Origin of the sequence: Haloferax prahovense DSM 18310 (genome assembly GCF_000336815.1) — an archaeon.
GTDB classification, from domain to species: Archaea; Halobacteriota; Halobacteria; order Halobacteriales; family Haloferacaceae; genus Haloferax; species Haloferax prahovense.
The window spans coordinates 1-2381 of sequence record NZ_AOLG01000017.1 but is presented as its reverse complement, the minus strand read 5'-3'; the positions used below and the strand labels follow the sequence as shown (position 1 = coordinate 2381).

General features: G+C 51.8%; 2 protein-coding genes and 1 pseudogene. All 3 read right to left on the bottom strand.

Translation table 11 applies throughout. The annotated features are described in order from the left end of the window. Positions 1–1411: DUF262 domain-containing protein (locus C457_RS08740; RefSeq protein ID WP_008093772.1), on the bottom strand; the 1411-nt coding region annotated here is incomplete at its 3' end. A 508-nt stretch (positions 1412–1919) separates the two neighbouring features. Further along, positions 1920–2153, bottom strand: a pseudogene (locus tag C457_RS21150) (DUF7567 family protein); the annotation flags it as partial. A gap of 2 nt (positions 2154–2155) precedes the next feature. Continuing rightward, on the bottom strand, positions 2156–2381 hold a 226-nt coding region (locus C457_RS20880), incomplete at its 5' end, for a DUF7568 family protein (protein ID WP_449271575.1).

The following is a 2381-nucleotide window of genomic DNA, read 5'->3' as shown; positions in this document are numbered from 1 at the left end:
CGTCGATTGTTTGCGGCATGACGTGCTCAATCGTGAGCTCATCATACTGGACCGGCTCTCTGTGTCCGAACTGTTCTTCAAGCGTTCGAAGAACGAGCCACGTTTTCTTTTTATCGCGGTTGTACATATCAAATCGGTGGATGCTGTCGAGGAGTTCTGCGTCATCTGGCCATCCTTGACTCTCCAGATAGGCGAATAGCGAGCCTTCCACGTCGTCATCTTCGATGGATCGTGCAGCAATCGGGAATGTACGGTAATAGCCTCGTGTGCTTCGACCACAGATGAACCGCCGAAGAACGAAGCTTTCCAGTCCGTGAAGAGTCTTGAGAAGCTCATTTATCGAAAGGTCATCCGAATCCCATCTGTACAGCAGATTCAGCACTAACTGATGAGCAGTGCCGATTTCGAGATATCGGAGGCGGCGCAGCGCATTCGTCAGCTCTTCGTTTGGTGCCGTTTCCGGTCGTTGAATCCAGAGGTAGAGATCAGCATAGTACGATAGTTCATCAACGAGTTCTCTGGGTGTCATCGCTGACGTTCGCCGCTTGAACTGGTGGTAGATCTCGTTTTTCTGGACGTACTCGCCGGTTCGCATCATGTAGTCGCGATAGAACTCCGTGAGATCGACCCCAGAATAGTCATCTGTCTCTTCGAACTTTTGCTCAAACGGCATCCAGTGTGCCTCGTTGAACCGGTCCTGCTCGGTCAGAGAGAGTTGCATAAAGACATGGTTCCGGATAAGATCGGATTCTTCGAGCTGAAGCCCGCGCTCGTTTAGAGTCTCGAAGATGGCGTAGGGATTCTCGTCTTCAGAAGTCGTAATCATCACTAGCGGAAGCTGCTGAATGATGATCTGCTTGAGCCGATCAAGCGTTTCAATTTCATCATCTCCATTCACTTCCTCTATCTTGCTGTGCAGGAAGTCGTAGCTCTGATAGATAGATGTCTCCGCGAGATCTCCGTCTACGGTCTCCTGCTCCACGATGGCGAAGAGGGCATCCCGATCTTCGGCGCGTGAGACGACTTTGAACTTCTCAACCCCGTCTTTGAACTCGTCGATGAGATACTTCTTGTTAATTTCTTCAGCGAAACTGGTGTGTCGCTCATCGTTGATTTCGGCCGCATAGTCTCGGATGGCACTGAGGAAGAGCGTGAGTGTGATGAGACGTTGCTGTCCATCGATAACGAGATATTCTGGCACAGTTCCCGGACGATGATTTCCGGGCATTACAACGAACGTTCCAATGAAGTGCTCTTCAGAAACCGAGTCGGCCTCCAAGAGATTTTGAACGTCGGACCAGAGAGCATCTAACTCATCGGTCCCCCACGAATAGTTCCGTTGGAAGACAGGAATTACGAACTGTTTCTCACCCGCAAACACACTTTGGAGAAATTGATCTTCAGCGTCCATTACTGCTCCAACATGCTAATCCGATTATCATAAACGTAGGGGAATATGGCCCAACAGCGGCCGAATAACCGCTCCAAGGGATCCCTCACAACAACTATTCCCATTAGGGACCACCCTGGCATGTTCTCAGAAGTTCCGAAGTCTACATCACTCTCTCCTCGACCACTCCTCTTTCACACCTACTGGGGGAGGACTTTCCGAAATCACTGGCTCTCCTTCACCTGGAGCCAATCGAAGTTTTCCGTCCTCGATATACACGTCTACGACATCGGTATCGACAGGGTCGATTCCAAGTTGGACAAGATCTGGCCCTGTGAGTGCGATACTGATTCCTAACGGAGTACTATCCTTGCATCGGTTCACTCGAGCCGATGTAACTGGCTCCTCTGACTCCTTCTGTGGGGGCATTCTTGTTATGAGTCGAGATACACTATAATCTCATTTCCTTCCTTCGAGCCAACCTATGACTTCTGGAACTGAGTGGTTGACTGCCACACGTTTTGGATGCTCATGCGAGATGCGATACTCCGTCAGGTTCCTCGATGTCGTCGAACTCACCGCGTTTAACTGGTTTCCAGTCTTCACCTGGGTCGGGACTCCACCAGTCCACTTCGTATCTACTGGGTGCACCGACAACTTTCACTCGCGCTGATCCACCGGGAAGATCGCGTCGATCCTTCTCGTCGACGCGGAGGTTCCACGTGGTGTCCGTGGTAGATAGTGCAAGGATAGCCTCCTCGTGAGTCAGCGCTCCGCAGCGTAGACGATCTGGGAGCGAACTTCATAGCCACAGGCTGGGCAGTCGAACCACCGCTGTACCTTGCCAGCGTCAGCAGACTTCTGGCCGACGACGACATCGTCGTTCGGACACTCCGGACAACCAAGCTCAGGGGCCGGACGCTCTCTTAGGGCGTCTCGAAATGTCGTTTCATCCTTCGTCGAGAACCCTTGCGACCAAACAGGGTAGCCG